18 protein-coding genes are annotated in these 25,729 nt (G+C 50.4%); 11 read left to right on the forward strand and 7 right to left on the reverse strand.

Going from position 1 to position 25,729, the window contains the following annotated elements:
* Positions 1-162 precede the first annotated feature (162 nt).
* From BMX22_RS00095 to BMX22_RS00115, 5 genes are all read left to right on the forward strand, one after another.
* A complete protein-coding gene (locus tag BMX22_RS00095) occupies positions 163-2,505 on the forward strand; it encodes an extracellular solute-binding protein (RefSeq protein ID WP_074739901.1) in 2,343 nt (780 codons plus the stop codon).
* Positions 2,506-2,899: 394 nt separating this feature from the next.
* On the forward strand, positions 2,900-3,565 hold the full coding sequence (locus BMX22_RS00100) for a UDP-N-acetylglucosamine pyrophosphorylase (protein WP_074739902.1): 666 nt from the start codon (positions 2,900-2,902) through the stop codon (positions 3,563-3,565).
* Positions 3,566-3,590: 25 nt separating this feature from the next.
* Positions 3,591-4,823 (forward strand): UTP--glucose-1-phosphate uridylyltransferase, encoded by a 1,233-nt coding sequence (locus tag BMX22_RS00105; protein ID WP_177172938.1) that lies wholly within the window; start codon positions 3,591-3,593, stop codon positions 4,821-4,823.
* A 111-nt stretch (positions 4,824-4,934) separates the two neighbouring features.
* Entirely contained in the window at positions 4,935-6,662 is a 1,728-nt protein-coding gene (locus tag BMX22_RS00110) for an ABC transporter ATP-binding protein (protein WP_074739903.1), read from the forward strand.
* Positions 6,655-8,394, forward strand: a complete 1,740-nt coding sequence (locus BMX22_RS00115; RefSeq protein WP_074739904.1) for an ABC transporter ATP-binding protein — start codon at positions 6,655-6,657, stop codon at positions 8,392-8,394. Before BMX22_RS00110 ends, BMX22_RS00115 begins: the two co-directional genes overlap by 8 nt.
* Positions 8,395-8,588: 194 nt before the next feature.
* On the opposite strand, the gene BMX22_RS00120 is transcribed toward BMX22_RS00115, so the two are convergent.
* Both BMX22_RS00120 and BMX22_RS00125 read right to left on the reverse strand, forming a co-directional pair.
* Positions 8,589-9,608 (reverse strand): D-alanyl-D-alanine carboxypeptidase family protein, encoded by a 1,020-nt coding sequence (locus BMX22_RS00120; protein ID WP_074739905.1) that lies wholly within the window; start codon positions 9,606-9,608, stop codon positions 8,589-8,591.
* 260 nt (positions 9,609-9,868) lie between these two features.
* Positions 9,869-11,485 carry a carbohydrate binding domain-containing protein gene (locus BMX22_RS00125; RefSeq protein WP_074739906.1) on the reverse strand — a complete coding sequence of 539 codons (1,617 nt, stop codon included), beginning with the start codon at positions 11,483-11,485 and terminating at the stop codon, positions 9,869-9,871.
* A 619-nt stretch (positions 11,486-12,104) separates the two neighbouring features.
* Here BMX22_RS00125 and BMX22_RS00130 point away from each other — a divergent pair.
* The 3 genes from BMX22_RS00130 to BMX22_RS00140 are packed head-to-tail and all read left to right on the forward strand — an operon-like array spanning position 12,105 to position 14,659.
* On the forward strand, positions 12,105-12,656 hold the full coding sequence (locus BMX22_RS00130) for an RNA polymerase sigma factor (protein ID WP_074739907.1): 552 nt from the start codon (positions 12,105-12,107) through the stop codon (positions 12,654-12,656).
* A complete protein-coding gene (locus tag BMX22_RS00135; protein WP_074739908.1) occupies positions 12,643-13,839 on the forward strand; it encodes a hypothetical protein in 1,197 nt (398 codons plus the stop codon). The genes BMX22_RS00130 and BMX22_RS00135 overlap by 14 nt, the downstream gene beginning before the upstream one ends.
* A 13-nt stretch (positions 13,840-13,852) precedes the next feature.
* A complete protein-coding gene (locus BMX22_RS00140; protein ID WP_074739909.1) occupies positions 13,853-14,659 on the forward strand; it encodes a hypothetical protein in 807 nt (268 codons plus the stop codon).
* A gap of 76 nt (positions 14,660-14,735) precedes the next feature.
* Here BMX22_RS00140 and BMX22_RS00145 read toward each other — a convergent pair whose 3' ends face one another.
* From BMX22_RS00145 to BMX22_RS00165, 5 genes are read right to left on the reverse strand one after another with little or no spacing between them, the layout of a single operon-like run.
* A complete protein-coding gene (locus BMX22_RS00145; protein WP_074739910.1) occupies positions 14,736-16,043 on the reverse strand; it encodes a sensor histidine kinase in 1,308 nt (435 codons plus the stop codon).
* A complete protein-coding gene (locus BMX22_RS00150) occupies positions 16,040-16,792 on the reverse strand; it encodes a response regulator transcription factor (protein ID WP_318259660.1) in 753 nt (250 codons plus the stop codon). Before BMX22_RS00150 ends, BMX22_RS00145 begins: the two co-directional genes overlap by 4 nt.
* On the reverse strand, positions 16,755-18,140 hold the full coding sequence (locus tag BMX22_RS00155) for a C45 family autoproteolytic acyltransferase/hydolase (protein WP_074739912.1): 1,386 nt from the start codon (positions 18,138-18,140) through the stop codon (positions 16,755-16,757). Before BMX22_RS00155 ends, BMX22_RS00150 begins: the two co-directional genes overlap by 38 nt.
* Positions 18,141-18,155: 15 nt before the next feature.
* Positions 18,156-18,914 (reverse strand): ABC transporter ATP-binding protein, encoded by a 759-nt coding sequence (locus BMX22_RS00160; RefSeq protein WP_074739913.1) that lies wholly within the window; start codon positions 18,912-18,914, stop codon positions 18,156-18,158.
* Positions 18,915-18,927: 13 nt separating this feature from the next.
* Positions 18,928-21,291, reverse strand: a complete 2,364-nt coding sequence (locus tag BMX22_RS00165) for an ABC transporter permease (protein WP_074739914.1) — start codon at positions 21,289-21,291, stop codon at positions 18,928-18,930.
* Between the two features lie 418 nt (positions 21,292-21,709).
* On the opposite strand from BMX22_RS00165, the gene BMX22_RS00170 reads away from it, so the two are divergent.
* From BMX22_RS00170 to BMX22_RS00180, 3 genes are all read left to right on the forward strand, one after another.
* On the forward strand, positions 21,710-22,852 hold the full coding sequence (locus BMX22_RS00170) for a C-type lectin domain-containing protein (protein WP_074739915.1): 1,143 nt from the start codon (positions 21,710-21,712) through the stop codon (positions 22,850-22,852).
* Positions 22,853-23,051: 199 nt separating this feature from the next.
* Positions 23,052-24,692: a dockerin type I repeat-containing protein gene (locus BMX22_RS00175; RefSeq protein ID WP_074739916.1), complete on the forward strand. Its 1,641-nt coding sequence runs from the start codon at positions 23,052-23,054 to the stop codon at positions 24,690-24,692.
* A gap of 192 nt (positions 24,693-24,884) precedes the next feature.
* A complete protein-coding gene (locus BMX22_RS00180; protein ID WP_074739917.1) occupies positions 24,885-25,718 on the forward strand; it encodes a haloacid dehalogenase-like hydrolase in 834 nt (277 codons plus the stop codon).
* Positions 25,719-25,729: the final 11 nt, after the last annotated feature.

Raw genomic sequence — 25,729 nt, forward strand, 5'->3', positions numbered from 1 at the left:
GGTCGGGCAGGAATTTTTTGTCTATCTCGTACAATTGCAAGAGTGAAAATTGTGCATTCATACGAAGTTTCATAAATTCAACAATTTTTTTCGTCTATTTCGGCCTCGAAAGTCACTTATTTATGAACACTGTCCCAATGGGCAGAAAAGGAGGTCACAACTATGAAAAGAATAACAGCACTCTTGACGTCGATCACTCTCATCTGTACGCTTACAGCCTGCTCTAATGGCGGCGACGGCTCCGCGCAGACCTATACGGCTGAGAAGCTCTCAAATGCCGCGTACAAGCAGGAGAAGCTCGCTCTGCCTGAGAATGCGCAGCTCATCTTCCTGAACCTGCCCTACAATGGCGGAGAGAGCCGCTTCATCGTCGGCTCGGCGGATGTCAGCCCCGCATTCTGGGTCGCTGACCGCGACTTCACGAAATTCGAGCGCGTCGAGTTCGAGGACTTCGACATCGGCGTGCAGTACAATATCGCCGTAAGTGGAGCAGGGGAGGTCGCGGAGCTCTTTGTCTATGCGGATTACGGCGACCTTCCCGCACCCGACCCGTCCTCGCCCGACTACGACTCGGTATTATACGATGAGGCTGCTGAGTACAGCCTGCATATCCGCAGGTACTCCATTGACGGCAAGCTCCTCGCGGATACCGAGGTCGCGGACTATGACGGCGAGCTCGGGCACTCGGTAAGTATCAGCGGGATAGCATACGACGGCAGTCACATCGTCGCGAATATGGACGGCAGCTTCTGCGTGTTCACCGCTGACGGCGCGTACCTCGGGGAGCTGTCCGCGGGAGAAGGCGAAACGCTATGCGAAGTAAGCTGCGACAGCTCTGGCAAACTCACAGGTGCAGTCGAGACATCGAACGGTGTCATTGACATACGCGCTGTCAATGCGGCGGAGCGTACCCTCAGCAGCGGCGACACTTACACTCTCGGCGAGTCTGTGCAGGAGCTTACCTGCGGTGCGGGCGATTATTCGCTGTTTGTCCGCACAAGAAGTACAGTCTACGGCATAAGCGGCGACGGCATAGAGGCTTTGCTCGACGTGAACGTGACTAATGTGAACGTCAACAACATCAATGCCCTCTCGCTCGGGACGGACGGAAATGTCATAGTCTGCACGACAGACTACGGCAACTGGAAAAGCAAGTTTATTCGCTTTATCCCGTGCGACCCGTCTGAGCTCGGCGACACAAAGAAGATACGTATAGGCTTTAGTAACGAGCACGAGTTCGACAGAGAAACGGAAATATTCCTCGACGAAAACCCCGACATTCAAATAGAGCGTGTTCTGTACGAGGACAGAGATGAAGATTCACACAATGACTCGGTCTCAAAGCTTGCCGAGGACATACTTGCGGGGAATCTTCCCGACATAGTCATTACTGATTATCAGGGCATGGTATGCGGTGTCGACCTCGCAGACAAGGGCGCTTTCATCGACCTTACGCCGCTTATGGAAAAAGACGAGACATTGAAGCCTGATATGCTCTTCCCGAATGTGCGCGAATTTATAACCGACGAAGGAAAAATATACAGCCTGCCGTGGCGTATCTGCGCCGATATGGGCTATGTCTGCAAAAAGAAGAACGCGGACAAGTATATCCGCGGTGAATGGAGCCTCGACACGCTTATGGACACCGTAGAGAATCTGCCCGAGGGTATGCACTGGTCGGACTGGCAGGACGATGACAGCAAGTTGCAGCGTACGGGCGTCGCGAATAATACGTGGTGGATAGACGCCGAGAACTACACCTGCAATTTCGATTCCGACAGCTTTATCCGCTATCTGCGCTTCTGTGCAAACGGCGGCGAGCTGACCGACGCTCGCGATATTTTCGCCGACCCTATGAACCCGACTGCCGCCGAACAGAAAATGGTACAGCTCAGTCAGCGAAGGCAGTACCGCGATGATGTTACTCTGTTCAAGCAGATGGAAATCGGCGGCTTCGATGGCTATATGAGCTATGTCTACGGCGATTTCGGCGGCGAGGAGCTCGTCTACCTCGGCTTGCCCTATCCCGACGGCGTTCACACCTTTCTCAGCAATCATCAGCCTCAGTTCGGTATCACCAAGGACAGCACCATGTCCGAAGAAGCGTGGAGTTACATCAGCTTCCTTATGAACTACGATTTCGAGAGCGACGGCTGGAGCATCGCGGGCTTTCCGCTGACGGAGAAGGGCTTCTATGACCTCGCTGACAGGATGCGCTACGACGACAGACCGCGCTATTCCGACCAAAAAGAAAACGGCTACTACTGGAATGACGGCGAGAATACAGTGTGCATAGGACCGCTCAGGGACAAGGACATCGAATTCGTCTTCAACTGCATTAAAAATGCCGAAGTCCCGCCAAAGCAGCTGAGTGTGGCGGGTGAAGACTACTGGAAGATAGTCGATGAGGAACGTCAAGCACTGTTTGCGGGCGAGTCGACTCCCGAGCAGTGCGCGAAGTATATGCAGGACAGGATAGGAACACTGCTCAGCGAGCGTTCGTAAACAAAAACGTGCTCGTATGCGCTGAACCTGTGCGGAAGTATTATATAGGCAACACCGCACAAAGCCCGCCTGAAGGCTTTGTACTGGATATGCTTGCATATTTTCCGTCATCTTGCACAGAAATCCCTTGACATACGTCAGTATGCCTGCGGAATTTCTATACAATCTGACGAAAAATCTGTCGGCGCATCTCCAGCACAAGCTTTGTGCGGTATTGCCTATAGGTATTTATCGGGGGACAACTTTCTGAGGAGAGTTGTCCCTCAATATTTTCTTGTATTACTTCCGTATGGGCAGCACGGCTGAGCGTCACTTTTTCCGTGCTTGACTTTTCACTGAGATAGGAATATAATAGTATTGGCTCGTCAGAGCAATAATTATCAGGAGAATCACTATGGACAATATCAGAATATCAGAACTTTACGACCTTTCGCATACCGCCGCTGCCGACTATCTGTGCGGCTTCACATACCCTTGGGAGGCTTTAAAGGGTATCAGTGACTTCATTATCAGTCTCGGACAGACTCTCAGTCCCGACGAGTATGACTGCCCTGCCGAAAATGTCTGGGTACACAAGTCTGCTAAGGTGTTCCCGAGCGCTTATCTCGGCGCTCCCTGTATCATCGGTGCGGGTACGGAGGTGCGCCACTGTGCGTTCATCCGAGGAAGCGCTCTCGTCGGCGAGAACTGCGTTATCGGCAACTCCGTCGAGCTAAAAAATGTCATCATCTTCGATAACGTGCAGACTCCGCACTACAATTACGTCGGGGACAGCATCCTCGGCTACAGGTCGCACATGGGCGCGGGTTCGATAACCTCGAACGTAAAGTCAGACAAGACCAATGTCGTTATAAAGTCGGGCAGCGATAATCTGGAGACAGGTATCAAGAAGATAGGCGCTATGCTCGGTGACTTCGTCGAGGTCGGCTGCAACAGCGTGCTCAACCCTGGTACTATTATCGGAAGGAACTGCAATATCTACCCCACAAGCTGCGTCAGAGGCGTCGTGCCCGAGGGAAGTATTTGGAAAACAGGCGGTATCGTCGTTAAAAAGAAATAATATACATAAGATAAGGTGGATCTTAATGATAACTTACGAAGAAGCTAAAAAAATGCTCGCCGATTACGGTCAGGAGCATATCCTCAGATATTATGACGAACTCAGCACCGAGGAGCAGAACTCTCTGCTCGCTCAGACAGAAAAAATAGACTTCTCTATCCTCAGTGCTCTCGACAGCAATAATAATGCCGCTCTCAAACGCGGCAAGATAGAGCCGATAGATGCCGTTACTGCCAATGATATCGCTAAAAACAGCGAAGAGTACCGCTCTGTGGGACTCGATGCCGTCAGGAGCGGTAAGGTCGCGGCGGTACTGCTCGCGGGCGGTCAGGGCACACGCCTCGGCTTCGATAAGCCGAAGGGTATGTTCAACGTCGGCGTTACCCGCGAACTCTACATCTTTGAGTGCCTTATCAACAATATGATGAAGGTCGTCAGCGAGGCGGGCAAGTGGATACACCTCTGCGTCATGACCAGCGAGAAGAACCACGATGATACTGTCGGCTTCTTCCGCGAGAAAAATTTCTTCGGATATAACGCCGACTTCGTTCACTTCTTCGTGCAGGATATGGCTCCGTCTGTTGACTTCAACGGTCGGATATATATGGAGAGCAAGTCGCGCATATCTTCCTCTCCGAACGGCAACGGCGGCTGGTTCTCGTCGCTGGTGCGCTCGGGTCTGCTCGCTCGGCTGAAGGCTGAAGGTGTGGAGTGGCTCAATGTGTTCGGTGTTGACAACGTCCTCGCGAAAATAGCCGACCCGCTCTTTATCGGCGCGATTATCAAGTCTGGCGCGTTGTCGGGAAGCAAGGTCGTTGCCAAGACTGCTCCCGAGGAGCGCGTGGGCGTGATGTGCCTTGAGGACGGTAAGCCCTCGATAGTCGAATACTATGAGATGTCCGATGAAATGATCAATCAGCGCGGAGCCGACGGTGAGCTCGCCTACAAGTACGGCGTTATCCTCAATTATCTGTTCGGCATATCCAAGCTCGAGGAGATAAACAAGACTAAGATGCCCATTCACACGGTCGACAAGAAAATACCGTATATGGACGAAAACGGAGAGTTCATCACTCCCGATAAGCCCAACGGCAATAAGTTCGAGCTCCTGATAATCGATATGATTAATCAGCATGACAGCTGTATGCCGTATGAGGTCGAGCGCGGGAAGGAGTTCGCTCCGATAAAAAATCCCGACGGCGTGGATTCGGTCGTTTCTGCAAGGAAGCTCCTTGAAGAGAACGGTGTGGAGCTTTAACAAGGGCTCAGATGGAATGACGAGCGCGGCGTTCCCTACGAAATATTCAATCACGGGCGGATAATATCCGCCCCTACGATTATACCCGATTTTTCGACATGAAAGGACACAATGAAAAGACTTCTCAGATACCTGAAAAACTACAGAAAGGAGCTTGTGCTCGGGCCGTTCTTCAAGCTCCTCGAGGCGATTTTCGAGCTCATTGTCCCGCTCGTCATGGCGAGGATAATCGACGTCGGCATCGCCAACAAGGACAGCGCCTACGTCTGGAAAATGAGCGGCGTTATCATCCTGCTCGGAGTCTGCGGGCTCGGCTTCGCGCTGACCTGCCAGTTCCTTGCGGCAAAATGCGCTTACGGTTTCGGTACGGAGCTCCGCACCGCGCTATACAAGCATATAAATTCGCTCTCCTACACGAGCATAGACAGGATAGGCACTTCCTCGCTCGTAAACCGCCTTACCAATGACTCAATGACTGTGCAGAACGGTGTTAATATGTTCATTCGTCTTGCCGTTCGTGCTCCGTTCCTTGTCATCGGAGCGGCTGTGATGGCGTTCACTATTGATATGCGGCTCTCGCTTGTGCTGATTATCGCCGCACCGCTTATCTCGCTCATCATCTTCTTCATCATGCGCAGGACCGTTCCTATGTATAAGAAAACTCAGCAGAAGCTCGACCGCGCCGCTCTGCTTACACGCGAGAGCATTGAGGGGACACGCGTTATCCGAGCTTTTTCACGTCAGAATGAGGAAATCGAGGAGTTCGGCGAGGCAGTCAACGACATCGCAGAGTGCTCGGCAGCTGTCGGAAGGATATCGGCTGTTCTCAATCCCGCCGCATTCATGATAATGAACCTCGGAATTGTTGCGATAATATGGTTCGGCGGTCTGCGAATCGACTCGGGAAGCCTCACGCAGGGCGAATTGACGGCGTTTACGAACTACATGACACAGATTCTTCTCGCGCTGATCGTACTCGCAAACCTCATCGTCATCTTTACGAAGGCTTTCGCCTCCGCGAACCGTATCAGCGAGGTTTTCGAGCTCCCGCCCGAGGAGTGCGGCACTGTAAGCCCCGACCGTTCGAGCGAAAACATCATCGAATTTCGCGGCGTTTCTTTCGCGTACGAGAACGCGGGCGAGGAATCTGTACGTGACCTCAGCTTCACCCTCGGACGCGGCGAAATGCTCGGTATCATCGGCGGTACGGGCAGCGGAAAAACTACCGCTGCCTCGCTTATCCCTGCGTTTTACCGTCCGACTGCGGGCGAGGTCATTGTCGAGGGAGTGAACGTCAACGAGGTGAACGTGGAGGAGCTCCGCGGGCTCGTCGGAATGGTGCCGCAAAAGGCTGTGCTCTTCACGGGGACGCTCCGCGAGAATATGCGCTGGAGAAAGTCTGACGCCTCAGACGAGGAGATAATCGCCGCGCTCAAAACAGCACAGGCTTGGGAATTCGTCTCGAAGCTCCCTGACGGACTCGACACCCTCATCTCGCAGGGCGGAAAGAACCTCTCGGGCGGTCAGAAACAGCGTATCGCCATTGCACGTGCCCTCGTCGGCAAGCCCGATATCCTCATTCTCGATGACTCAACGAGCGCGCTCGACTACGCGACAGATCTGAAGCTCCGTAAAGCCCTTAAAACCGACCTCGGGGATACCTCCGTCGTTATGATATCACAGCGCACGACTTCCCTCATGGATGCGGACAGGATCATCGTCATGGAGGACGGCGCGCCTGTCGGGATCGGCACGCACGATGAGCTCCTCGAAAACTGCGAGGTCTACCGCGATATCTTCCGCTCCCAGATGAACGAAAAGGAGGACAGCCATGCTTAAAACATTGAAGCGCGTGTTCTCCTATGCACGCCCGTATATAGCCTTTTTCGTGCTCACAGTCATATTTGCCGCGGCAGGAATCTCCCTCTCGCTCGCCGTCCCCGTATTCATCGGCGAGGCTGTCGATTGCTGCGTCGGTGCTGGGAAGGTCGACTTCGACAAGCTCCTGCGTATCGTCGTAAAGCTCGGTATATCCGTAATTGCAAGCGGTCTCTTCCAGTGGCTCATGAGCCTCTGCACCAACAGGCTCGCTTTTCTGACTGTACGCGATATCCGCTCTGACACGTTTGCCAAGCTCCAGCGTGTGCCCCTCCGATACATCGACCGCCGCACCAAGGGCGAGCTCACGAGCCGCGTGATAAACGATATCGAGATAGTCTCGGACGGCTTATTGCAAGGGTTTACGCAGTTTTTCAGCGGCGTCATAACTATTGTCGGCACACTCATCTTTATGATGACCATAAACTATAAGATCGCTGTTGTCGTCGTCATTCTTACTCCGCTTTCTTTTATCGCTGCTTCGCGAATAACCAAAGCCTCCCATGATTCGTACGTTCAGCAGTCGAAGCTCAGAGGTGAAATGGTCGGGCTCGCCGAGGAAATGGCGGGCAATCAGAAGCTTGTCAAGGCTTTCCTCTATTCCCCGCGCGCCGAGGAGAGGTTCGCTGATATCAACGACAGATACGGAAAAATTGGCGCTAAAGCAACGTTTTTCAGCTCCATGACCAATCCCACTACCCGCTTCGTCAACGGTGTCATCTATGCGGCTGTCGGGCTGCTCGGTGCTCTCGGTGCTATGGGAAGCTCTGCTTTTATCGGCGCGATGTCCGTCGGCCGACTGTCGAGCTTCCTCGCGTACTCCAACCAGTATACCAAGCCGTTCAACGAGATATCGGGCGTTTTTGCCGAGCTTCAAAACGCGGTTGCTTCGGCAAAGCGCGTGTTCGACCTCCTCGACGAGGAAGAGGTCAGCGACGACTCGGCTCTTGATGAACTCTCAGCCACTACGGGTGAACTGTCATTCAATCACGTATACTTCTCATACTCTCCGAAATTCAAGCTCATTCAAGACTTCAACCTCGACGTCGAACGCGGTCAGCGTATCGCTATTGTCGGTCCGACGGGCTGCGGAAAATCAACCATGATAAACCTTCTGCTCCGTTTCTACGACATTGAGAGCGGCTCGATAACCGTTTCGGGCAGGGATATAAGCTCGGTCACGCGGGACAGCCTCCGCAGCAGCTTCGGTATGGTCTTGCAGGAGACATGGGTCTTCACGGGGACTGTTGCCGAAAACATCGCCTATGGTCTGCCTGATGCGTCCCGCGAGCAGATAATCGCTGCGGCTAAAGCTGTCCACGCTCACGGCTTCATAAAAAGACTCCCTAATGGCTATGATACGGTCATTTCCGAGGACAGCGGTCTTTCGCAGGGGCAGAAGCAGCTCATCTGTATCGCCCGCGTTATGCTTATGGACCCGCCTATGCTCATCCTCGACGAGGCTACGAGTTCTATCGACCTCCGCACAGAGCACCGTATACAACGCGCTTTCGTTAAGCTCATGGAGGGCAAGACGAGCTTCATTATCGCGCACCGACTCTCTACGATAAAGAATTCAGATATCATCCTCGTAATGGACCACGGCAATATCGTCGAGCAGGGAAGCCATTCCGAATTAATGGCTAAGGGCGGCTTCTACTCCGAGCTCTATAACAGCCAGTTTGCGACGTGAATCAGTCCATTCAATGTAAAATGCTCAGAAGCGACAGGATCTTTGTCCATATTACAATAAAGCAAGAATCCCGATACATTTGTATCGGGATTCTTTATCATGTCCGTTTTATTCTTTCTGAATCAAGGATGCCTTGCATCGGTAAGCCCGCGCTATACTGAGTATGGGTGCCGCTGTCATGCGTCCCTTTGGAATCAGTGGTAATATGAATCAATGTCGAGGTATTCCTCGAGGGTGAGGTTCACATCATTGCGCTTGTCAGCTTCCTTACGGAAAGCCTCTGCGTTCTCCTTGCCGATGTATCTGATGTGCCACGGCTCGTACTTATAGCCTGTGATGTCCTGCTTGCCGAACGGGTAGCGGAGGATAAATCCGTACTCATTGCAGTGAGCTTCTATCCAGATAGCTTCGGGAGTACCTATAAAGCTGTCGTCAATTATGTTGACGTCGATAGCCATGCCTGTCTGGTGCTCGGAGTATCCTGGGCGTGCGGAGAATGTATCCGCGGTAGACTGACCGTATGCATTGACGTAGTTGTTGTAGATCTGTGACTGGAGGTCATATGAGCGGAAGCCCGATGACAGGTATATGGTGATCCCGTCTTTAGCCGCACCGTCCACGAGTTCCTGGAAAGCCGTATAAGTCTCGGGAGTAAGACCGCCCGGATTATAGTCCTGCGGCAGGGGATAGGACTTGTTGGCTATCATAATGCCGCCGACGTAGGTGACACCGTTAGTCTCCTGAATGCCCGATTCCTTTTTGACCGTGACTTTTACCTCAGCGCCTTTTTTGTCATCGTTCTTGTCCTTAACGCTGACTATGCACTTGCCCTCGGACTTGCCCGTGATATTGCCGACGCTGTCAACTGTGGCGATCTTCTCGTCAGAGCTCGACCATACCTCCTCGATGCTGTCGTAAACTACAGGGTAGGTGATAGTTTGACCGATGCTCACTTCTGCCTCCGTGTAGCTGAGCGTGACGCCGCTGAGCTTGCTGCTGCCCTCTACATAAGCGGTAGACTCCTCAGAAGGGGGCTCCTGCTCATTGAGAGCATCAGAAGTGGGCTCGGTAGTGTTCTCGACCGTTCCGCCCACAACGTTGAAGCTTGTAGCGGGCTCGGTATCCTTCGGGACGTCCTTTCCGCATGAAGCCGCGCACAGAGCGAACAGAACAGCGGCAGCCGCCGCGAAAGTCCTGACTTTTTTAAACTTCATTTTATCATCTCCGTATCTTTCTGACAGACTATGTTATTTTCCTGTCAGATACAGTATAACTCATTTTTCGGAAAAAGTAAAGCATTTTTCAAAAAAATGTGACATTTTGCGGACTGTGTCACTCTTCTGTGGGTTAAAAACAGGAGACAGAGTAACCGTATACGGTGTATGTCAAGAGAGCTATGTGGAAGATGACGTAACAGTGTAAAGCTGTCAGGCGGTCTTTGGGCGGTGCTGCCTTATGAATATTTTTCGTGATATCAGTCTGTTGCCTGGAATACTGCCCTTACAAAGCAATAGAGGCTCGAGTGGATTGAATCGTCACCGTGATGACCGCCCTGAACAACGTGCCAAACGTGGGGAACGCCGTTCTTTGTAAAGTTGTTGTGGTATCCCTGAGGTGTGTTGAGTCCGACAACGTCGTCGGAAGTACCGCCTGTGATGAATACCAGATGAGGAGTCTCCTCTTCGCTGTTCCATTTAAATGCGCCTTGTCCGCCCGGAGCAGGACAGATAGCTCCGACATAGCCGAACTTGTCGCCGTACTTCATGCCTATCTGGAGCGACTCCATACCGCCCATAGAGAAGCCTGTTACAGCGGTATAGTCTCTGCCTGTCTTGACGCTGTATTTAGATTCTATCTCGGGCATGAGGCTGTCAACGATGTCGTCAACGAAGTTATTGTAGCCTTCTACCGAAGCAGGGTCGCCGAAGCCTGATGCGCTTTCCTTTGTGGCACTTGTAAAGATGAGCGGACAAACGACTATCATATCCTTAGCCTCACCAGAAGCGATAGCGTTTCCGACTATCTGACGGGTATACATTACGCCGTTTCCTCTGATTATCATGCGGTCCTCGTTCTCGAAGAATCCGTGGAGCACATAGAGAACGGGGTATTCCTTGCTCTCGTCGTAATCGGCGGGGAGCAGGATATTGTAGGGCTTGTTTTTGTTAGCCTTTTTGGAGAAGTAGGTCTTCTTTTGGATAGTACCGTACTTGACGCCCGGTTTCTCCTGATGTGAGTCGCTCGGCTCGAAGTTTACAAGCTCGTTCTGTACTTTTTCGGTGAGTTCCTCCATTGTGTACTTTACCTGTCCGGGAACGATAACAGGCTCGGCAACGGGGAATTTGTCGATTTTCCCAAGACTGTACTCGTGGATGAGGACTAAGTCGGCTATCTCGAACACATTGTTGCTGTCAGCATCGGCAGCCTTCAGCTTTTTCTTGTCGGTAATTCCGTCGATGATGCCTCTGCGGGCGAGAATGACATCGAATGTGTCTATGATGCCGTCATAGTTGATATCGCCTTTGTTCATCTTTATAGCAGGCGGAGGTTCACTGATGTCCGTACCTGTTTCTGCGCCTACTATCTCGTCGATATAGAAATCGCACTTGCTTGTGTCTGTTTCGACGTAGAGCTGAATATCCGTCGCACCGCTCGGAATGGTAAAGTCATTGTTTTCAAGATGAGCCCACTTGCCTTTTTCAGCGGTGACTTCGGCTATCTTTGGGTATTCGGTGCTGTCCCCGCTCTTGTACTGCAAAGTCAGATAGAATGTTACAGGCGAGTCGGTGTCATCGGTCATAACATATGCACTGAACGCATAAGACTGTCCCGCCTTGAATTCGGGACCGAGCGGTACAGTAGCACCGTTCCAGTCAGCTTCTCTGCCGCTTGTCTTCAGAGCGCATTCGCCTGAGCGGGATATCTCCGATACGACTTTCACCGATGCCGAGCCGCGCCCCGACCACTGTTCTTTGCCGTCCTCGAACGTGCTGTGCAGCAGATAGTCCGACTCAGCTGCAGCTGCGGACAATGAGGCCGCAGCAGAAACGGACAGGGCTGCTGCTGTGATGATGGATAATGCCTTTCTCATTTACATACCTCCTTGAAATTTGTTTGATTTTTCACTTAATTTCCGTTCTCTTAACATTATACATATTATATCATATAATATTGAAAAATGCAACAGGCGCGGAGAAAAAGTATACGGTCATATTAACTATACCGCGAAATCGGCAGCGCGGACACCGCGCTTATATCATACAATATTGAAAAAAGCAACAGGCGCGGGAAAAAAGTAGGCGGTCATATTAACTATACCGCGAAATCGGCAGCGCGGACACCGCGCTTATATCATACAATATTGAAAAATGCAACAGGCGCGGAGAAAAAGTATACGGTCATATTAACTATACCGCGAAATCGGCAGCGCGGACACCGCGCTTATATCATACAATATTGAAAAATGCAACAGGCGCGGAGAAAAAGTATGCGGTCATATTAACTATACCGCGAAAACGGAAGCGGCGACACGCCGCATCCGCAGTTCTTTAAGGCAATATGAGTAAAAAGAGGGCGCAGATACATACGGACAACAGGTTTGCCTGTAATAATTAAAATAAAAATATTTTTTTCCTGATGCGACAAATGACAGGTACAAGTTGTATAATAAGTAGAGATAGTTCGAGCTTATCTTTTAAAAGGAGTTGTAAATGGAAAACGGTGCAAGTAGCTACCTCCGTTTCCTCGATGGTGATAAAGAAGGTTTTGTTGACATTGTCAGACTGTACAAGGACAGTCTGACGCTGTTTATCAATTCGTTTACCCGCGATATCCATATTTCCGAAGAAGTGGCAAATGAAGTATTTTTGAAGCTGTATATCAAGAAGCCGAAGTACAAGAGCGAGTATTCCTTCAAGACTTGGCTTTATACGATTGGCAAGAATACGGCGGTAAACTACCTGAAAAAGGTCAGTAGGACGAATTACACTTCTATTGAGGACTGCTTCTATATTGCAGATGAAAAGGACATTGAAGCAGACTGCATACAAAATGAACAAAATCTACTTATTCACCGCGCTCTCAAGGCATTGAAGGCTGAATATTCGCAAGTTCTCTACCTCGTTTACTTTGAGGAGCTCTCTCACGCGGAGATATCCGAAATAATGGGAAAGAACCCGAAGCAGGTCAGAGACCTGATATACAATGCGAAAAAAGCCCTGAAAACAGAGCTGGAGAGGAGGACGGATAATGGACAAGTATGAAAAATGCGCGGCAGGGCTGATGAAGCTCGGCGACAGTATCATTGCGGAAAAGAAGCGGCGCAGGTCACTCATTTTACGCCGTACAGCCGACCTCACTTTCGGGATAGCCGCAGTTATCGTCATTGGTGTATCCACAAGGATACTGAGAACTCCCGAGAAGCCTGCGCCCTCGGGGAGCGGCATCATCATCGAGACAAGTACGGTCACTGCTGCTGTCACGACGGAGCCAAGCTCGGAGAGCACGAAAACCGTCACCTCGACTGTGCGGACAACTACATCTTCTGCGGTCAATACCACTGATGCCGCACGAATCACGCAGCAGAGCTCCTCGCTCTCGACTACGGCAGCGACAGCCGCTTCACATACGTCAGCAGCGACCTCAGCTTCTGCCGCGTATACGACAGCAGTTACCGCTTCAACGGCGACCACTGCGGTCACTTCGACGGCGACTGGAAGCCGTACCTCCACGACGCCAGCGCAGATAACAACGGTTCCCGCTGTCTCCACAACTCAGACGAATTACTTGACTACAGCATATATCTCGCCGTACTTCTCCCACACTACCACTGCTTACAGCGGAAATCATGTTTACAAGCTCAACTATATAACAATAGGTACGGAGACAACGGTATTTATGAAAACGGGCGTGGAGTGTCCGAGCGACATCGTCGGCGGAAAAAGGGAGGATACCAGTATTACGGGAGTGGGGGGAGAGAGAAACCACACCGAAAATGTCGGTATATACACCATTGACGGTGTATCCGATAATTACGCTGTGGTCGTATTCTACCCGAGCACTTTTGACTGTCCCGTTTATATCAACACCGAGTACGAGCCCGATACGCTCGGGGATATGCTCGACGATATGGGACTGGAAAAGCATATGAGCTTCGGAAGCCAAAATGTGAAGGTATCTGGTGAAAATGCGTATTATGATGTGTCGGCAGAGAGGATAATGAAGGTTCTCGGGGACTGCCGCGACGCAGTCAATACAAAAGAGGGGATAGCACCCTTCTCACGCGACCTCACGATATTTCCCGACATCACCTATATGCGCTATAATACGAATATTTACATTTCAAAGGAAGGCTATATCACGACCAAAATGATAGACCGCGGAGCAAGCTTCTATATCGGCGAGGAGAAGGCTCTCAGCTGTATAGAATACCTGCTCGGCACCTAAAGGAGGTATCATTATGAAAAAAACAGGAATTACGGCAATGATAATGTCCGTGGCAATGCTTGGCATATCCGTTGCTCCTGCGTTCAGCGCCAACTCTGCCGACGAGACCGAAGCAGCGGGATTTGTCGAGAGCGTCGACAGCTTCTTCGTAGTAGTCGGCACGTACAGCAACGAGTACACGCAGCTCAGATATTACTACACAAGGAATACGGGAGTGATTGGCGTAAAAAAGGTCGTTATGACCGATTCATCTGCGGAGTATAACTACGGAGACATACTCGTCACTTCCGACGAGCCCGAGCTGACGGAGGTAAACCCTTATGCAAATGACCCTGTTTATTCCCACGCTTCCTTCTACGAGCTCTCAGAGGAAACGGAGCTTTCGCTGCTCGGCAGCTGTGCAGAGCTCATGCCGCAGAAGGAGCTCACCATGACACGTGCGGACTATGGAGGCTCGGGCTACTGGGACTTCCGCTTCACGGACGAAGAGGGAGCTGAGTACAGATTCGGTCTGAATTACGTGGGTACGCATTATGGAGTTGACCTGACAAAAGCGGAGGTGGGCGATGTGTACACATTCGCAATGGTAAAGGATACACCCGTACTGGCTCTTGAGGCTATGGGTATACTCGAGGGCGACGCCAATACCGACGGTGCGGTCACAATTGCCGACCCTGTAGCCATACTGCAGCATATTGCCAACCGTGACAAGTACGAGCTGAGACCTTCGGCACTTGTAAATGCGGACGTTGACGGTGCGGCAGGCGTAACAGCCAACGACGCGCGCGTACTACAGGAATGGGACGCGGGAATAAGATAAACGGCAGAATTATCCTCCAATATTACCAAAAGCAGCGGCACTCGTTATGAGCGCCGCTGCTTTGCTGTGAGTATCATTATTTTTCAAGGAAGACTACAAATTCCATTTCCGAAGTCTCCTCGATACGTCTTGCATGAGCGCTGCCTCCGAGAGCTCTTGCTGTTTCGTGGACTACATACAGACCGATTCCGCTGCCGTCTTTGTCGGCGGCGTTCGAGCCGCGCCAGTAGCTCCTGAAAACATAAGGCAGCTCGCTCTCGGGGAGAAGCTCGCCCTTATTGCGGACGGAAACGGAGAATCCGTCATCCTGTTTCATCATGTGGACTTTTATCCCGCTGCCGTCGCCGTATTTGAGCGCATTTTCAAGCATCTGACTGACTGCACGGTAGAGGGCATATTTATCGCTGTCGAGCAGCGGTGAACCCTCGCATCTGACCTCGAACGGTATATGCATAAGTTTCATTCTGTCCGAGTATTCGCTGCTTACCAATTCTGCGAGCTCCGAGAGGTAGAAGGGTGAGCGTTTGATATCGCAGCCGCTGAACGAAGCGTTTGAAGCACGCATGAGTTCCTCGGCGAGAACCTGTATCTTCTCTGCATTCGCGCCTATCTTGGCGGCGATTTCGGCGTTTTTTTCCGGGTCTGAGTAGAGACCTGTCCGCAGGGCATCGGAATACAGGCGGATATTGGCAACGGGAGTTTTCACGCCGTGAGCAATGGAGGTGACAAGCCGCTGATGTTCTCCTTCGAGGCACTCTATTCGCTTACTGCTTGCCGAGAGGACGTCCGTGAGCATATTCATCCCCCACACATACTTGCCGAAAAAGCGGCTTTTGCTTTCGGGGAGCTTCTGAATGTTCCTGAGTCTCGCAAGCTTTTCGGGATACTCGGAGAGCCTGCGAAAAGGCATTACTATCTTGATATAAGTTCCTGCGAGGAAGGTCACGGCGAGGACAAATCCTGCTGTCAGAAAAATATTCACACACAGTCTGAACATATCGAAGGAATCGTCCGAGAATCGGTACTCGACAAATCCCGCGGCCTCTCCGTCCCTACCGCGTACGCAGCATACCGCGCATTTTTTGTCGGCGGCGGAATAGAAAACATCATCGCTGTCGTCTTTGAGCGGGATATACCTTATGGACGCGGGAGAATCCTTCCCGTAAGTCCTGTTCCATTCATCTGAACTGTCTGCGATGATATCTTCGGGAGAGGTGCCGCTCTCGGTGAATCTCTCGCATATGCTGTGATTTATCCTGTTCACGATGACATTTCTGTCTGTCATCTGCTTGTCATAGATACCGACGAAAGCAGCGTTGAATCCGATCACAGCCGCCGCGAACAGAACAGCGGCGGCAATGAGCATTTTCAGGAGCTTCTTCATGTCTTGTCACCGAATCTGTATCCGACCTTCCAGACCGTTTGTATAAGCTGCGGAGAATTCGGGTCCTGCTCTATTTTTTCACGCAGCCAGCGAATGTGAACGCTCACGGTGCTTGGCTCTGTGAAGCAGTCCTCGCCCCAAACCGCGTTGAAGAGCTCCTCCTTGCCGACAGCCTCGCCCTTGTGCTCCATGAGGTATTGCAGAAGGTCAAACTCTTTTGCATTGAGTTTGAGCTCCCTGCTGCCGAGCGTGACACGGCGTGAAGTCGTATCGAGCGATATACCGCAGCAGCTTATCACTCTGCCTGCCGCCGCGGGAGCCTTGCGCTTCAGAAGCGCGCGCACTTTTGCGGTCAGCACCTTGACCGAAAAAGGCTTGTCGATATAGTCGTCTGCGCCTGTCTCATAGCCGAGGAGCTTGCTGTCCTCGTCGGTGACTGCGCTCATCATGAGAATGGGTATATCCTTTTCCCTTCGGATAGCCGTACAGGTCTCGTAGCCGTTCATGCGGGGGAGCATCACATCGAGCAGTACGACTCCGAAGGTTTCACTTTTAAGCAGCACAAGGGCTTCCTCGGCCGAGCTGCAAAGCTGCACCGAGAAGCCCTCATTTTTCAGAAAATCTCTTACGAGACCGCCCATTTCGGAGTCGTCTTCTATAATAAGGATATCAGTCATATTGTTCTCCGTAGAAAGAATTGTGATGATAGGACTATTTCCAGCTGCCGAGGTCGATGAATGTCTGCTCATCGACGACGCCCTCCGTACCTGTGAGTATAGCCTGCAATGTGCAGGTCGAATAGTCTGCTATGACCATATGCATGAGCTCGGAGCTTCGTATGCGTACAAGGCTGTTATCCGTGCGTTCACTTGTCATGAGTTGCCTCATCCGCTCGGGGGAGAGTGACTTCTCACCGCAGAACAGCTCATTGTAGCGGTTCCACCTGATGATATTGCTCGGGTAGAAACTGAGTTTGTCACAGTTACCGTTTGCCGCAAACGAATTTACAGCACAGATGTAGTCGGAGCTGCTCCACTTGATCCCGTTGAACAAAGGAGTAGAGCTGTCGCGTATCAGTGGAGAGCCATCCTCTGCGCTGACTGCAAGCTCGGCAACAACAGCGTCGTTTTTGTCCGTAGCGAGCACATTCACGCTGTAAGGATAGCGGTGCGCATTGGCAGTGAGATACTCGGCGGCTTCTCTTGCTGTGGAGAAGTTTTCGAGAGCGTACCTGATGTCGTAGGTATAGCTGGTCTTATCTTCACATGAATATTCTACCATATTACCGCTGCCCACGTCAAGCTCACCGAGCATAACGCCGTCGTCGTTGACAGCAGTAAGTATCGTGAGGAAACCCAGAGCCGAGACGGATACGAAGCTCTTTTCGCCGTTTTTCATATGCACGACTGCGTGAGCCGAGCATATCTGATCCTCGCTTCCGAGCTGCCATTCAAGCAGACGGCAGGTAAGCCTTTCGCCTGTGGATGTGACGTTTCCGTCGGCGGAGATCGCACTGCACGCAGTCCTGCGGAGAACGTCGGGAATGAACTGCATGAGCGCCGCTTCCTCCGCAGAGACGATACCGTCTTCCTTTATCCCTTGGCTGTCGCCGCTTATCACGTCCGCGAAGCCTCGCAGTTCGTCTGCGTAGTCCTTATTCAGAGCAGAGCGGAACTTCTCGGTCCTGTTCTCGATGCCCGTATAATCATCATTGAGGTCGTTGAAAGCAGCCTTGATATTCTCGAAGATATAGCCCTCGAGAAAACTTGTATAGTCGTTATATGCGAGCTGTACAGCCTCCGCATAGGCGGCACCGACGTCATAATAACTGCCTTTCTCGTAATCAAGAGTGACATCATAGTAGCTGTCCATGCACTTGATAACGCAGAGTCCGTCAGTGCTGGCAACAGTCCTGTTGGCCTTTTCTCTGACTGGCACAAGGCTGTCACCGCTGTTGTCACGGTAGATATCCTCAACAGGTCGGAGGGTGCTCGCGCCCTGCTCGGGAACTGAAAAATCATCGTATCCCGTCCTTCCGCAGCCGCTCACGGACGCCGCCAGCAGAGCTGCCGCAAGGATCAACGCTTTTTTCTTCATTTCCTGCACCTTCCTTTACCAGCCGCGCTCAACGAGCCAGTTTCTGAGGCTGCGTTCCCTGTCGGTGAGGCTTTCCGCTCCTCTGAACTTCCCGAGCTCTATTTCTCCCTGTATATCGCCGTCCACGAGATACAGCACCTTGTCGCTCATAGCGGCTACCCTGACGCTGTGGGTGACCATCATGACAGCGGTACCGTCCTGATTCGCCTTTATCAGCTCGCGCATGACGTCGGCGGCAGCCTTTGAATTCAGCGCACCTGTCGGTTCATCGGCGAAAATGACCTTGGGCTGATTGATGAGAGCTCTGCACAGGCAGGCCCGTTGGAGCTGTCCGCCCGAGACCTCATTTACCTCGTGCTCGGCGGTCTCGATTATATCCAGTCTGCGCATGAGCTCCTCCGCACGTCTGTTGGCATCGGCGTGCGGCATTCCCGCCTGATACGCGGGAAGCACAATGTTGTCGAATATGCACAGCTTCTTCATCATGTACATCTGCTGGAATATGAAGCCCATTTCCGTAAGGCGGAGGTCGGAAAGCTCCTTTTTGCTCATCGAGCCGAGATCTCTTCCTGAGAAATCTACCTTTCCCGAGGTCATAGCGTCCATACCGCTGACCGTGTAGAGCAGTGTGGATTTTCCGCTTCCGCTCGGACCCATTACCGTAACGAATTCTCCGTCGCCGAGCTCAAAGCTGATATTCCGCAGAACGTTGTTGCTGTTTTTTCTGACTATATAAGTTTTGCAAAGGTCTTTGACCGATAAGATGGTACTCATTCTATTCCTCCGTTTACTCCTCGGATATCTTCCAGATACCGATATTCTTTACGCTCCTCAGCGTCAGCAGCGCGGTGAGAAGCAGAGCTGCAAGCATGATGAGTGGTATCACGATAAAGCTGACAGGAAATTCAAATTCAAATCTCATTCCCGTGACCTCATACTGCTTCATGAAGGTCTCAAACAAATAATTTCCGAGCGTCCATATATACCCCTCACCGAGAACGAGCGATATCAGCAGGAGCAGTGATATCCTCAGCAGATAGGCTGCATTGACCGATATGCTGCGGAATCCCATGCTTTTCAGAAGTGCCGTTTCGGGAACTTCCTCGGCAACGAAAATGCTCATATACAGGTAAGTGATGAGCATGAGCACGAGCAGCACAGCTCCGCCGACAGCATATTCGAGCAGGAAAAACAGCCTGTCGAAATCGCCGACGTCGTCCTTTACCGCTTGCCTTCCGTCAAAGATATACTCCTCGCCGTATATCTCCTTCATCTGTTTTATTACGGCGTTTTTTTCCTTCTCGGGAGCGTCGATGACCGCGCCCGTCATGCGGGAACCCAATTTGTATCCGTTGTCATACTCACCGCCCATAATAAGTATAGATTCGCTGTTCTCCATATAATCGATCAGACCTGTTATCACTATCTCTTTTTCGTTCCAAACACGGTCTGTATGGTCCTCGTTGTTCTCTCTCAGTCTGACCTTGATAACGTCACCTTCTTCTATACCGAGCTTGTTTGCGGTATATGCGCTCATTGCCGCTTCATTCGCGAGCTTTGGAGCTGTTCCGCCTTTTCGGTACTCAAACTTCTCGGGCTCGCCCTTATTCCACAAAAGGGTGAAATCGTGGGAGCTTTCGCCACGGTCGAGTATGGCGCTGCCGCGGTTCATCACATCAAAATGTGCGTGGATACCTTCATCGGCAAACATACTGTTTACCACATCGTAAAATGACTTTCCCGTTCTTTCACGCTCTGCGCTTATTTTATCGGCAAGCTCGTCGGAGAGGATAAACGCGAAGTCGTAATCGTGGTAGAGCCAGTAACGAGTATAGTTCGGGTTAATGATGGTGTTGCGGACGTTGAATACAAGGAGCAGTATCGCCGCTCCGAGCGAGTAGGCGATTATAAGGAAGATATAGCGCTTGAAGCGTCCGAGGATATCGTTGAGTGCCATGAACAGGGGGATAGGCATCTTTTTCCGTCTGTGCAGGAATATCGGAAAGCCCTTACCGAAGCGCTCGCCGCGGTTCTCGCCGTGGATAGCGTCGATGACGGATATCCTGTTGATGCGTCTCATTACAAGGAGCGAGAACACTATCATCATGGTGATGATAGCTGCAACAGCCAGTACACCGATAGTTATCATCTCATAGCGCTCGGGGAGGATGCAGTCGGGACCGAACATATTGATCAGCATACCCGCAACAGGAAGTCCTGCGGCGATGCCGATCATGCCTCCCACAATGGCAAAAGCTATGTATTTCGCCGCAAACAGCCAGCGGAACCTGAGCGAATCCACGCCGATCGCCTTCATCATTCCTATCTCTTTCTCTTCGCTTTTGAGGTCGGCTATCATGGTGAAGCGTATGGTCATGAAGATTATCGCGATGAGAAAAACGCTTATCAGAATGATGAACACCGAGATTATCTCCAGAATAACATGGTCATTATCGAAAGAATCGCTGTAAGATATAGTGAATATATCAGCCTCTTTTTCATCAAGCTTTTTTTCAAGCTCGTCCTTTTTCTCCTGTGAAGCGTCTTTTAGCCGAATGCTGTGCGAAATATACTTCTGCACCGAATCCGCCGTCAGCACTTCATAGTCCGCATCGGAAACGATGAATCTGCACAGACCGTTGTCGAGGTTATCCTTGAAAATACAGCACACCTCAAGCTCATAAGTATATCCCGTATCTGTAGTGAATCTGACGGTATCTCCCTTTTTAACGCCTGTATTCAGCGAAATATATATCGGAACAGCTATACAGCCGTTAGGTACACTGAACGGCTTATCTTTGAGGTCGAAGACGAGGTCGTGTGCGAGCGGGAGCGTCACGAGGCAATGTATCTTGCTGTTCAGGATATAGGAGTTCTTCTCTTCAAACTCGGGATAGTCTATCGTATTGGCGTTTATGATCGTCATTACCGAACTGCTGTGGTCGATGACGTTTTCCTCCGAGTCGAGTAGCTCCTCGGCGGTTTTTGCGGAATACTCCTTGTTTTCACCGACATCGGCAGTCCACAGCATCGTATCGGAGCTTTTGCACAGCTTTTTTGCGGTCTTGTCACGGGTGAAGGTGGAGAATATCTGCACTGATCCCGCAAACACAAGTATCGACGCGACAGCAATGAATACGAACAGTATCACGTTCAGACCTTTTTTCGTTTGAGGTCGCTTTTCAGCATCTTAAAAAACATAGGCTGTCTCCTTATGAGTTTTCTTGTTGATATAATAATAACACATCAGAGTTTAAAAAGTCTTTAAAAAAAGAAAAATTTTTTATACGACTATGTATAGTTCGGCGGAGAAGGAAAAACGAACAAAAAGCTTTTGCAAAAGCTATTGCAATTGTTTGCGGTTTGTGATATATTAGTATTATGATCAATGTGTCCTCAATAACCGCCGTTAGGCGGTCATTGCCCCGAACTTCGTTCGGGGAGCGCAGGTTCTTTTTTATAGCAGGTAATTGATGCAATATCATGGCTCACTCGGAAAGCCTTGCTTTATGCGTAAAACGCATTTACCGAGTTAGGTTCGATAAATGATTCGATAATGGGAGGAACGTATGAAAAGACGGATATTCTTTGCATTACTTTGCAGCAGTTCTCTTCTTTTTGCAGTCGGCTGCGGCAGTTCTCAGCAGACGGAGGAAAACACCTCTGACACTGCGCCGTCCGTTTCTGTCGGCGAAACTACAGCTGCTGCCACTACAGCCGAAAGTGAGCTTGAGCAGGCTCAGAAGCTCGCCGCAGACTATCTCGGCAGCATTGACGATACTCGTTTCCCTATCTATTCTGCGGAGTATGAAGAAGGTATAAAATTCAGCTTTACAGATATTACCGAGAACGGATGTACAGTATCGTGGGACTCCTATGTCGTGAAGGACTTCGGTGCGGAAATAAATCAAAACTGGACTATAAACGGCAGCTGCTACGGCAGCAAATACTGCGTTTTCGAGCCCCTTTACAATAACGGCTCCATTGATTCCTTCCTGATAGACGGGGTTATGATGACAAGAACGAGCACTGCGTCCGACGGGGCTGCGAGTGTTGATGTTTACAATTTCCGACTGATCTTCAACCTCAGAAAAGAGACCTGCCAGCTCTGCTTCACAAAGGGGACGCTCGGACTTAATAATGACGACTATTCCTACATGGGCGATAAGATGCAGGCGCTGTATGACTGGGTAGAAGCAGACGGCGATATGTGGATAGAATTTGCGTCTGACGCTGAAAAGCTCGGAAGCATCACAGATCTTGAAGAATATGACGGACATTACTATAAAGTTTTCGACACTCCGATGAAATGGACAGAAGCACGTGACGCCTGCGAGGCTGTCGGCGGACATCTTGCGGCAGTAAGTTCGGAGGAGGAGCAGAACTTTATCTGCGATATCATCAAAAGCACCGAGCAGGCAAATATCTGGATAGGCGGCTATTATTCAAAGGCTGAAAAGCAGTGGAACTGGGTAGACGGCTCCGAATGGGATTATACCAACTGGGACGACCCTCAGCCCGACAACTACACAGGCGATGAGTTTTACCTGAGAATGAAGAATCGCTATAAGAAATATCAGTACTGGGAAGCAAATGACGGAAAATGGAACGATACAGCCGACAGTGCCGACGGTTCCGACGCAGGTACGGATGCACCGATATCGTCGTTCGGATATGTTTGCGAATGGGACTCGATAAGAGACCTTTATTGACAATGCTGTAAGGCAAGAAGTTGGGTCAGTGTAATAGAAAAGCGGTCGGGAGAGCTCCTGACCGCTTTTTTTGTTTGGAAATATGTTTTGTTTATCTGAAATATATTTCGCACAAGATATTGACAAAAACTATTTATTATGATAGAATTATGATAGGGGGAGTGTTTCTGCTCCAAAAAATGACAGGAGGTAAAAAGCAATGGACACAAAACATAGGGTAAAGACATTTATTACAGCAGCTGTAATGGCTGCGGCACCGCTGACGATGAGTATCCCTTCTGCTTCGGCTGAAGACTACGCTGTCGAGAATGCTCAGGTGCTCACACTTTTCGGCGATGTCAACTTCGATGGCACGATCGGCGTCTCGGACGGAGTCCAGCTCACCCGCTTCATTCTCGGACAGACGGACAAGCTCGGGAACATTAAGAACGCAGACCTTCTGGCTGACGGAAAGATCGATGTTTTCGATATGGTATACCTGAGAAAAATGCTCACAGGTGACTCTGTTCCCAAGGGAACGAAGATGACCGTCAAGGTCGTCGATATGATGACGGGCGAGCCTCTTGAAAATGCCGACATTACCCTCTCTGAAATGAACGGAAATAACCTGTACGATATCGGTAACAGAATATCTACTTACGGCGAGGAGATAACTTATCTCGGACTTCCCGACGATAAGGACTATCAGTATTTGATCTTTGTTGAAAACCTCCCCGAGGGATATGATACAGCATACAAGACGTGGGATCAGGTGCTGGAGTTTGATGTTGAAGCAGGAACACCCGAGAAGGAAGTCGTGATAAGGGTCGCAGCCGATGACGCCGAGCCAAACGTTAAGTTCACTCATATGGACTGGTGTCAGGGCATAGAGCATATAGGCTACGGCAATCTCTTCATCACCGACAAGGAGGGCAATTACTACTATCAGAGACAGTATTCAGGTGAAATGGCGCTGCCTGACGGCGACTACCATGCTGAATTCAATCCGTTTGATTATCCCGTTTCGCTCGTTGAACCAGACAGCGATTTTGCGGCTATTATAAAGGAGAATTATCCTGATGCAGTAATTGAGGACTTTTCGGGCGGTATCGACTTCTCGGTAGTGAACGGAAAGCCGGACAGAGACCTCGTGCTCAGCTTCGGACCAAAGGAGGGCAAGTCAAATACGATAGAGGTCAACTGCTATAACAGTCTTACAGGCGAGCCTGTAGAGGGAGTCGAGCTTTCACTTATCGAGGCACCGAACAGCTACGCAAAGAAAGTGAGCTGGGTGTCGGACGGTACGGCAAAGGTTTTTGACAATCTCTGGCGCACAGGCTCGAATTCTTACAAGGTCGTTGTTGACAGCGTTCCCGCGGGCTATACTGTAAACAAGGAAGAGCAGTCGGTAGGTTGGGGATATGTATACGACTACTCAACATCTTTTGACTTCTATCTCATACCTGACGAATGTGACAAGGAACTCTCATTCAGTGTTCTGACATTCCCCGATATGCAGCCATACACGGGCAGTAATACTTATGCTGTCCTCAATGCTGACTTTGAAACTCTCCTTCCGAGCGTAAAGCCCGGCGAGAGGTTTGCTCTGGCAGACGGCAACTACCTGATATGTCCTAACAAGTATCCTGATGATGAGCCGTATGAAGGCATTTGGTTCGATACCGACCTCGGCAGGGAACTGACAGCAGAGACAGGTTCAGGCACAGATGAATTCAAGTCTGATATCCTGAAGTTCACCGTTAAAGACGGCAAGACCGATAAAGATATTGTGCTCTATGTCGGAGACAGAGACGAAGCAGTCGTGAAAGCCGAGGAGGAAGTTACAGAGATAAAGGGTTGATATACGGTACAGCTGCTGATATGGGTATATGAAGAAAACAGCGTTTGGGATTTTATAAATCCCGAACGCTGTTTTTGATTTTGAACCATAGCCGTAAAATAGTGTAAAAGTCCCGCGCGAAAATATTGCTATTGCCGACAAGATATGGTATAATAGCATTATCACTTAAAAACAGTCGGAACGGAGGACAATATGGCAAACAGAAAGACTATCATCGCACTGATGTACGATTTTGACAAAACGCTCTGTACAAAGGATATGCAGGAATACGGCTTTATTTCCAATATGGGAATGACATCGGGCAAATTCTGGAGCGAAACGGACGAGCTTACGAAAAACGAGAAAATGGACGCTGTTCTCGCGTATATGTATATGATGATAAAGAAATCGAATCAAAACGAAAAATCCATTCACAGAGAGGACTTCGTTGAGCTCGGCAGGAACATCGAATACTTTGAGGGTGTAGAGACGTGGTTCGGGAGGATTAACGAATACGGCAAGGCGAAGAACGTTACTGTCGAGCACTACATAATCTCCTCGGGGATAAAGGAAATAATCGAAGGCAGCTCGATAGGCAGAGAGTTCAAGGAGATATATGCCTGTGAATTCCTGTATGACCACAACGGCATAGCGGTATGGCCTAAAACTGCGGTCAATTTCACAGAGAAAACGCAGTATCTTTTCAGGATAAACAAGGGCGTCCTTGACGTGACGAATAACTCTGACCTGAATAAATACACGCCCGAAGATGACAGAAGAGTGCCGTTCAGGAATATGATATACATTGGCGACGGCTTTACGGATGTTCCGTGTATGAAGCTCACCAAAGCAAATGGCGGACATTCTATTGCGGTCTACGCGAAGAGGAAAAGACAAACGTCGCTTGAGCTGCTGACTGCAAACAGAGTCGATTTTGTTGCGGAGGCGAACTACTCGCAGGGCAGCGAGCTGGAGAAGATAGTGTTTTCCATTATTGATTCCGCTGCTGCGAACGAGGCTCTGATAAAGCTCAAATCCAAGAAATAAACGGAGTGCGG

Source organism: Ruminococcus sp. YRD2003, assembly GCA_900109435.1.
Lineage (GTDB): Bacteria > Bacillota > Clostridia > Oscillospirales > Ruminococcaceae > Ruminococcus > Ruminococcus flavefaciens_G.

Excerpts from the sequence above, each read along its gene's own strand:
- BMX22_RS00095 (WP_074739901.1), top strand. The coding sequence starts at position 163 with ATGAAAAGAATAACAGCACTCTTGACGTCGATCACTCTCATCTGTACG.
- BMX22_RS00100 (WP_074739902.1), top strand. The coding sequence starts at position 2,900 with ATGGACAATATCAGAATATCAGAACTTTACGACCTTTCGCATACCGCC.
- BMX22_RS00105 (WP_177172938.1), top strand. The coding sequence starts at position 3,591 with ATGATAACTTACGAAGAAGCTAAAAAAATGCTCGCCGATTACGGTCAG.
- BMX22_RS00110 (WP_074739903.1), top strand. The coding sequence starts at position 4,935 with ATGAAAAGACTTCTCAGATACCTGAAAAACTACAGAAAGGAGCTTGTG.
- BMX22_RS00115 (WP_074739904.1), top strand. The coding sequence starts at position 6,655 with ATGCTTAAAACATTGAAGCGCGTGTTCTCCTATGCACGCCCGTATATA.
- BMX22_RS00120 (WP_074739905.1), bottom strand. The coding sequence starts at position 9,608 with ATGAAGTTTAAAAAAGTCAGGACTTTCGCGGCGGCTGCCGCTGTTCTG.
- BMX22_RS00125 (WP_074739906.1), bottom strand. The coding sequence starts at position 11,485 with ATGAGAAAGGCATTATCCATCATCACAGCAGCAGCCCTGTCCGTTTCT.
- BMX22_RS00130 (WP_074739907.1), top strand. The coding sequence starts at position 12,105 with ATGGAAAACGGTGCAAGTAGCTACCTCCGTTTCCTCGATGGTGATAAA.
- BMX22_RS00135 (WP_074739908.1), top strand. The coding sequence starts at position 12,643 with ATGGACAAGTATGAAAAATGCGCGGCAGGGCTGATGAAGCTCGGCGAC.
- BMX22_RS00140 (WP_074739909.1), top strand. The coding sequence starts at position 13,853 with ATGAAAAAAACAGGAATTACGGCAATGATAATGTCCGTGGCAATGCTT.
- BMX22_RS00145 (WP_074739910.1), bottom strand. The coding sequence starts at position 16,043 with ATGAAGAAGCTCCTGAAAATGCTCATTGCCGCCGCTGTTCTGTTCGCG.
- BMX22_RS00150 (WP_318259660.1), bottom strand. The coding sequence starts at position 16,792 with ATGAGCAGACATTCATCGACCTCGGCAGCTGGAAATAGTCCTATCATC.
- BMX22_RS00155 (WP_074739912.1), bottom strand. The coding sequence starts at position 18,140 with ATGAAGAAAAAAGCGTTGATCCTTGCGGCAGCTCTGCTGGCGGCGTCC.
- BMX22_RS00160 (WP_074739913.1), bottom strand. The coding sequence starts at position 18,914 with ATGAGTACCATCTTATCGGTCAAAGACCTTTGCAAAACTTATATAGTC.
- BMX22_RS00170 (WP_074739915.1), top strand. The coding sequence starts at position 21,710 with ATGAAAAGACGGATATTCTTTGCATTACTTTGCAGCAGTTCTCTTCTT.
- BMX22_RS00175 (WP_074739916.1), top strand. The coding sequence starts at position 23,052 with ATGGACACAAAACATAGGGTAAAGACATTTATTACAGCAGCTGTAATG.
- BMX22_RS00180 (WP_074739917.1), top strand. The coding sequence starts at position 24,885 with ATGGCAAACAGAAAGACTATCATCGCACTGATGTACGATTTTGACAAA.